This window comes from Methylibium sp. (genome assembly GCF_013817345.1).
Lineage (GTDB): Bacteria > Pseudomonadota > Gammaproteobacteria > Burkholderiales > Burkholderiaceae_C > Methylibium.
The window spans coordinates 22,260-29,207 of the sequence record NZ_JACDCW010000049.1; the positions used below are offsets into that span (position 1 = coordinate 22,260).

Genomic DNA, 6,948 nt, shown 5'->3' on the forward strand with positions numbered 1-6,948 from the left:
CGACCGCTCGGGTCAACCGCCAGTGACGGGAGGGAAAAAGGCCACCTCGGCACCGTCTTTCAGCAGGGCGGATTCTTCGGCCATTGCTTGGTCGATGGCCGCGCGCAGGGCTTTGCCACGGCCCAGCACTTGCGCATGGGTACCGCCGCGAGCGATGAGCTGCCCGCGCAGATCGCCGAGGGTGCTGCCGGGCGGCATTTCGACCGTCTCGCTCAGGCCCAGGGCCTCGCGGATCGAGGCGAAATAGCGCACCTGCAGCTTCATGCCAGCCACTCCGAAAAAGGCACGAAGCGGACCGCGTCGCCGCGGGCGATGGCGCGGCCCGGCGGGTTGTCGATCAGGCCCTCGGCCCAGACCACGGACGTCAGCACGCCAGAACTCTGGTTCGCGAACACCTCCAGGCCGCCATCGACGTTGCGTCGCGCGCGCAGGAACTCGCGGCGCACGTCGGGTTCGGGCCAATCGAAATCGGCGCGCAGCAGCAGGCCCTTGGGCTCGGCATACCGTACGCCCTGCAGCGCCAGCAGCAGCGGTCGCACGGCGAGCAGGAAGGTCACGAAGCTAGATACCGGGTTGCCCGGCAGGCCAACGAAGAGCGCCGAGCCGGTGCCGGATTCGTCCGCACCCCGGCGGACCGCGCCGAAAGCCAGCGGCTTGCCCGGCTTGATGGCGACCTGCCACAGCTCGAGCCGGCCCACGGCCTGCACGGCGGGCTTGAGATGGTCTTCCTCGCCGACCGAAACGCCGCCCGAGGTGAGGATGAGGTCGTGCCCCTGCGCGGCCTGCCGCAGCGCGGAGCGCGTGGCATCCAGGCGGTCGGGCACGATGCCTAGATCGGTGACTTCGCAGTCCAGCGCGGTCAGCAGCGCGCGCAAGGTGTAGCGGTTGGAGTTGTAGATGGCGCCGGGCTGGAGCGGCTCGCCCGGCATGGCGAGCTCGTCGCCGGTGGAAAACAGCGCGACCCGCGGGCGGCGCACCACCACGAGGCTTGCGGCACCGACCGAGGCCGCCAGGCCCACCGCCTGCGGCGTGAGCCGCGTGCCGCGCGCCAGCAGCACATCGCCGCTGCGCACGTCTTCGCCCAGGCGGCGTATCCACTGGCCAGGTGCCGGCTGCACGTTGACGCGCACGCCGCCGTCCACGGCCTCGCACTGCTCCTGCATCACGATCGCATCGGCGCCTTGCGGCACCGGCGCGCCGGTGAAAATCCGCGCGGCGCTGCCCGGCGCGAGAACGGCACCGACCTGCCCTGCCGCGACGCGCTGGCTGACCGGGAGCACGGTGCCGGGAACAGCCACGTCGGCGGCGCGCAGCGCATAGCCATCCATCGAACTGTTGTCGTGCGGCGGCACGTCGAGCGCCGACACCAGGTCGGCCGCGAGCACGCGGCCGAGCGCCTCTGCACTGTCGACCTGCTCTGTCTCAGTCAGTGCCGTCGTCGCGGCCAGCAGCCGCTCCAGCGCTTGCGGCAGGCTGAGCATCGGCGCACGCGGCGGATTCGGGGTCGAGGTCATAGGGCGGTGTGTACTCGTGACGCAAGGCGTGGCGGAGCAGGAAATCGCAGATCGCGTCGGCGTCGTTGAGGTCGAGCACGGGCAACTGCGTGGGCTCGGGCAGCAAGGAGGGACTGTCGGTGGCGATGGCGACGACGAAGGGATTGTTCGGATACTGCACGCGCTGCCCGGTCGTGGCGCGCCAGATCTCGATCTTGAGCAGGTCGGCGTGTTTGAAGCCTTCGACCAGCACCCAGTCGCATTCGTAGAGCTCCGCGATCAACTGGTGTGCGGTGGGTGTGCCCTGCACTTCGTATTCGCGGATCTTGGCCAGGCGCTTGCTGGAGGCAATCACCACTTCGAAGGCGCCCGCCTCGCGGTGGCGATGCGAATCCTTGCCCGGCTGGTCGATATCGAAATCGTGGTGGGCGTGCTTGACCACGGACACGCGCTGCCCCGCCAGGCGCAGACGCGCCACCAGCTGCTCGACCAGGGTGGTCTTGCCCGAGCCCGAATAGCCGCAGAAGCCGACGACTTTCATCACGGCGCGGCGCAGAAAACGAAGTGCGCGAGGGAGTTCATGTCAGCCGCAATTTTCGGCGATGCAGGCCTTGACCGCCTCGCTGCTCGCCGGCATGACCTTGAAGCGCTTGGGGAGGAGCTCCAGCCCTTCGTAGCCGGCCGGCCGCTCGGGCTCGTGGCCCAGCGCTTCGATGATGGTGGCGGCGAACTTGATCGGCAGCGCGGTCTCGAGCACCAGCGTCGTGGTGCCTGGTTGGCGAAGTTGGCGCCCGACCTTCAGGCCGTCCGCGGTGTGGGGATCGATGGTGATGCCGAAGCGCGCGTGTGTGTCGCGGATGGTGGCGACGCGATCGGCGTGCGTGCTCCTGCCGGAAACGAAGCCGAACTCACGCACACGCGCGAACTCCTCGGCGCTGAGCGTGAAGCCGCCGCTATTCGCGATTTGCTCGCCGAACAACTGCCGGGTGCGCTCGGCGGCCCGCGCGTCATGGCCGAGCAGGTCGAACACGAAGCGCTCGAAGTTGCTGGCCTTGGAGATGTCCATCGAAGGGCTCGAGGTTTCGTGCGTATCGCAGGCCGCGCGCACGCGGTAGCTACCGGTGCGGAAGAACTCGTCGAGCACGTCGTTCTCGTTGGTGGCCACGATCAGCCGCTCGATCGGCAGGCCCATCATGCGCGCCACGTGGCCGGCGCAGACGTTGCCGAAGTTGCCCGAGGGCACGGCGAAGCTGACCCGCTCGTCGTTCGTCTTCGTCGCCTGGAAGTAGCCGGCGAAGTAATACACCACTTGCGCAAGCAGCCGGGCCCAGTTGATCGAATTGACGGTGCCGATGCGGTGGCGGCGCTTGAACGGGAGATCGTTGCTGACCGCCTTGACGATGTCCTGGCAATCGTCGAACACGCCTTCGATAACGAGGTTGTGGATATTCGCGTCCTGCAGGCTGAACATCTGCGCCTGCTGGAAGGGGCTCATGCGGCCATGCGGGCTGAGCATGAAGACGCGCACGCCCTCCTTGCCGCGCATGGCGTGCTCGGCCGCGCTGCCCGTGTCGCCGGAGGTCGCGCCCAGGATGTTGAGCGTCTCGCCGCGGCGCGCCAGTTCGTACTCGAACAGGTTGCCGAGCAACTGCATCGCCATGTCCTTGAAGGCGAGCGTGGGGCCGTTCGACAGCGCCTGCAGCTCCAGCCCCGGCTCGAGCGCCTTCAGTGGCGTGATCTCCGGCGTGCCGAACACCTCGGTGGTGTAGGTCTTGCGCACGAGCCCGCGCAGATCCTCGGGCGGAATGTCGGTGATGTAGAGCGACAGGATTTCGAAAGCCAGGTCGGCATACGAGGCCGCCGCGAGGACGCGCCAGCGCGCGAGCGTAGCCGCATCGATGTGCGGATAGCGCTCCGGCAGATACAGGCCGCCATCGGGCGCCAGGCCTTCGAGCAGGATGTCGGAAAAGCCGCGCGGCGTGCGCTCTTGGGTCGGCAGGCCGCGGGTGCTGAGGTAATTCACGCTGTGCTCCGTGGAGTGCTGCTTATCTGCCGGCGCGGCCGCCACGGTGGGCGCTGCCCATACCGGAATGGCCGGGCGCTGCGGTCCGCGTTCAGGACAGCTCTTCCTTGCGGATGCGCACGATCGGCGCCAAAACGCTGGGCAGCGCCTGCATCTTGGCAAGGGCGTCGTTCATGTGGCCTTCGAGCGTGTCGTGGGTCAGGATGATCAGGTCGGTCTGGCGCTCACCGGTGGCGCCGGCCTCGCGGTTGGGCCGCTGCAGTACCGCGTCGATCGAGATCGCGTGCTCGGCGAGGATGCGCGTGATGTTGGCCAGCACGCCCGCCTCATCGGCCACCTGCAGGCGCAGGTAGAAGGCGGTGATGACCTGCTCGATCGGCAGGATCGGCGTGGCGGCCAGCGAGCCGGGCTGGAAGGCCAGGTGCGGCACGCGATGGTCAGGATCGGCCGTGATGAGCCGGGTCACGTCGACCAGGTCGGCCACCACCGCTGAGGCGGTGGGCTCCGCGCCCGCGCCCTTGCCGTAGTAGAGCGTCGTGCCGACGGCATCGCCCTGCACCACTACAGCGTTCATGGCGCCTTCGACGTTGGCGATCAGGCGGGTGGCCGGCACCAGGGTGGGGTGCACGCGCAACTCGATGCCCTGCGCATCGTCGCGGCGCTTGGTGATGCCGAGCAGCTTGATCCGGTAGCCGAGCTGCTCCGCATAGCGGATGTCGGCCGCCTGGAGCTCGGTGATGCCCTCGACGTAGGCGCGCTCGAACTGCACCGGCGTGCCGAAGGCGATGGCGCTCATGATCGATGCCTTGTGCGCGGCGTCGATGCCCTCGATGTCGAAGGTCGGGTCGGCCTCGGCATAGCCGAGCGTCTGCGCCTGCTTCAGCACGACATCGAAATCCAGGCCCTTGGAGCGCATCTCCGAGAGGATGAAGTTCGTCGTGCCGTTGATGATGCCGGCGATCCAGTCGATGCGGTTGGCGCTGAGCCCTTCGCGCAACGCCTTGATGATGGGAATCCCGCCGGCCACCGCGGCCTCGAAGGCGACCATCACGCCCCTGGCCTGCGCGGCCGCGAAAATCTCGGTGCCGTGCACCGCGAGCAGCGCCTTGTTGGCGGTGACCACGTGCTTGCCCGCCGCGATCGCCTCCATTACCAGCGTGCGGGCGATGCCGTAGCCGCCGATGAGCTCGATCACGATGTCGATCTGCGGGTTGGCGATGACCGCACGCGCATCGGCGACGACCTCGACGCCGTCGCCGACGATGGCGCGGGCTCGCTTGTTGTCGAGATCGGCCACCATCGTGATCTCGATGCCGCGGCCGGCCCGGCGGCGAATCTCTTCCTGGTTGCGGCGCAGGACCTCGAAGCTGCCGCCGCCGACGGTGCCGATGCCCAGCAGGCCGACTTGGATGGGTTTCATGGAACGGCTCTCAGGGGAACGTGAGGCGCTACCACCGGCGCGGCTACGGCGTGGCGTTTGCGGTAGTGCTCGAGGAAGCGAGCGATGCGGCCGATCGCTTCGGTGAGGTCATCCGAGTTCGGGAGGAACACGACGCGGAAGTGATCCGGCGTGCGCCAGTTGAAGCCGGTGCCCTGCACGATCAGCACTTTCTCTTCGGCCAGCAGTTCATAGGCGAACTGCTGGTCGTCGTCGATCGGGTACATCTTCGCGTCGAGCTTGGGGAACATGTAGAGCGCCGCCTTGGGCTTGACGACGCTCACGCCGGGAATCGCGCTCAGCAGTTCGTAGGCCAAGTCGCGCTGTCGCGCCAGCCGCCCGCCCGGCGCCACGAGGTCCTTGATGCTCTGGTAGCCGCCGAGCGCAGTTTGAATCGCCAGCTGACCGGGCGTGTTGGCACACAGCCGCATCGAGGCCAGCATGTTCAGGCCTTCGATGTAGTCGGCGGCGGGCTTCTTGTCGCCCGACACCACCATCCAGCCGGCGCGGTAGCCACACGAGCGGTAGTTCTTCGACAGGCCGTTGAAGGTGACGAACAGCACGTCGTCGGCCAGCGAGGCGATGCTGGTGTGCGTGGCGCCGTCGTAGAGCGTCTTGTCGTAGATCTCGTCGGCGAACACGATCAGACCATGCCGGCGCGCCAGCTCGACGATTTCGCGCAGCAGGCTGTCCGGATAGAGCGCGCCGGTCGGGTTGTTGGGGTTGATGACGACGATGCCGCGCGTGGCGGGCGTGATCTTTGCGCGAATGTCGTCGATGTCGGGCAGCCAGTCCGCCTGCTCGTCGCACTGGTAATGCACCGGCCTGCCGCCGGACAGCGACACCGCGGCGGTCCACAACGGATAGTCGGGCGCGGGCACGAGCACTTCGTCGCCGTTGTCGAGCAGCGCGTTGAGGCTCATGACGATGAGTTCGGAGGCGCCGTTGCCGAGGTAGATGTCGTCGACCGTCACGCCGGCGACATTCTTTTGCTGCGTGTAGTGCATCACCGCCTTGCGCGGTGCGAACAGGCCCTTGCTGTCGGTGTAGCCCGCCGTGGCCGCCAGGTTGCGGATCATGTCCTGCACGATCTCGTCGGGCGGCTCGAAGCCGAACACCGCAAGGTTGCCGATGTTGAGCTTGATGATCTTGTGGCCTTCCTCCTCCATCGCCCGCGCCTTGTCGAGCACCGGCCCGCGGATGTCGTAGCAGACATTGGCAAGCTTGCTGGATTTGGCGATGAGTTTGGACACGAAGGCCTCGTTGTTGGGGTTTTGCAAGCGCTGCAAGGTGATCGCCGAGAGCGAATTGCGCCGCAAATAAAATTAGACCACAGCGTCCACGGCTTCCTGCGCTCCCTCGAGGCCCGTCAACACCCTTCTCCAGTTCCCGCACGCCCATGAAACTGCAGCCTGATCCCATCGCGAACGCCAACATCATCACGGGCTATACCGGGAGCACCGTGCAGGTTGGCGCGCAGCCTTGGAGCGAGAGCCTGCTGCTGCCCTGGCAGGGCGACGTGCGTCCCTGGGGCGCTGCCCGATTCGCCGAACTCGGCCCAGCACATTTCGAAACGATCGCCGCACTCGAGCCGGAACTGGTGCTGTTCGGCAGCGGCAACCGTCTGCGCTTCGCGAAACCCGAATGGCTCGGGCTGCTGATGAACCAGCGCATCGGCCTTGAAACCATGGACACCGCCGCCGCCTGCCGCACCTTCAATCTGCTGGCGGCAGAGGGGCGCCGCGTGGTCGCCGCACTGCTCATCGAGGCCGCGCGCTGAATGTTTTCGGGCCGAACCCGAAAGGCCTTCAGTACACATCGCTTGCGCATCGCCCCCGCCCTGCTTGAACCAAGCCAGAGCAGCGTTCCGAGCATTTATAATCACTGGCTTCCCCGTGTTCGGGGCATCCAACTTGTCTAGCAGCCTACATGACGCCCGCCCTCAATAAAGCCCTCCCGGAATTTGAAGCGCTGGCCACCGGCGGTGTGAAGTT

Annotated in this window: 7 protein-coding genes; 1 reads left to right on the forward strand and 6 read right to left on the reverse strand. The window is 67.1% G+C overall.

Annotation, left to right across the window (positions count from 1 at the left end):
- Window positions 1-12: 12 nt before the first annotated feature.
- From H0W40_RS10990 to H0W40_RS11015, 6 genes are all read right to left on the reverse strand, one after another.
- A complete protein-coding gene (locus H0W40_RS10990) occupies window positions 13-264 on the reverse strand; it encodes a MoaD/ThiS family protein (RefSeq protein ID WP_292446124.1) in 252 nt (83 codons plus the stop codon).
- Entirely contained in the window at window positions 261-1,514 is a 1,254-nt protein-coding gene (gene glp, locus H0W40_RS10995) for a gephyrin-like molybdotransferase Glp (RefSeq protein WP_292446126.1), read from the reverse strand. The genes H0W40_RS10990 and glp overlap by 4 nt, the downstream gene beginning before the upstream one ends.
- Complete coding sequence (gene mobB, locus H0W40_RS11000; RefSeq protein WP_292446128.1) at window positions 1,423-2,034, reverse strand: molybdopterin-guanine dinucleotide biosynthesis protein B; 612 nt, start codon at window positions 2,032-2,034, stop codon at window positions 1,423-1,425. The genes glp and mobB overlap by 92 nt, the downstream gene beginning before the upstream one ends.
- A gap of 42 nt (window positions 2,035-2,076) precedes the next feature.
- Window positions 2,077-3,516 (reverse strand): threonine synthase, encoded by a 1,440-nt coding sequence (thrC, locus tag H0W40_RS11005; protein WP_292446129.1) that lies wholly within the window; start codon window positions 3,514-3,516, stop codon window positions 2,077-2,079.
- A 91-nt stretch (window positions 3,517-3,607) separates the two neighbouring features.
- Window positions 3,608-4,936: a homoserine dehydrogenase gene (locus H0W40_RS11010; RefSeq protein WP_292446130.1), complete on the reverse strand. Its 1,329-nt coding sequence runs from the start codon at window positions 4,934-4,936 to the stop codon at window positions 3,608-3,610.
- Window positions 4,933-6,207, reverse strand: a complete 1,275-nt coding sequence (locus tag H0W40_RS11015; RefSeq protein ID WP_292446131.1) for a pyridoxal phosphate-dependent aminotransferase — start codon at window positions 6,205-6,207, stop codon at window positions 4,933-4,935. Before H0W40_RS11015 ends, H0W40_RS11010 begins: the two co-directional genes overlap by 4 nt.
- A gap of 146 nt (window positions 6,208-6,353) precedes the next feature.
- Between H0W40_RS11015 and H0W40_RS11020 the strand changes: the two genes are divergently transcribed.
- Window positions 6,354-6,734 (forward strand): Mth938-like domain-containing protein, encoded by a 381-nt coding sequence (locus H0W40_RS11020; protein WP_292446133.1) that lies wholly within the window; start codon window positions 6,354-6,356, stop codon window positions 6,732-6,734.
- Window positions 6,735-6,948: the final 214 nt, after the last annotated feature.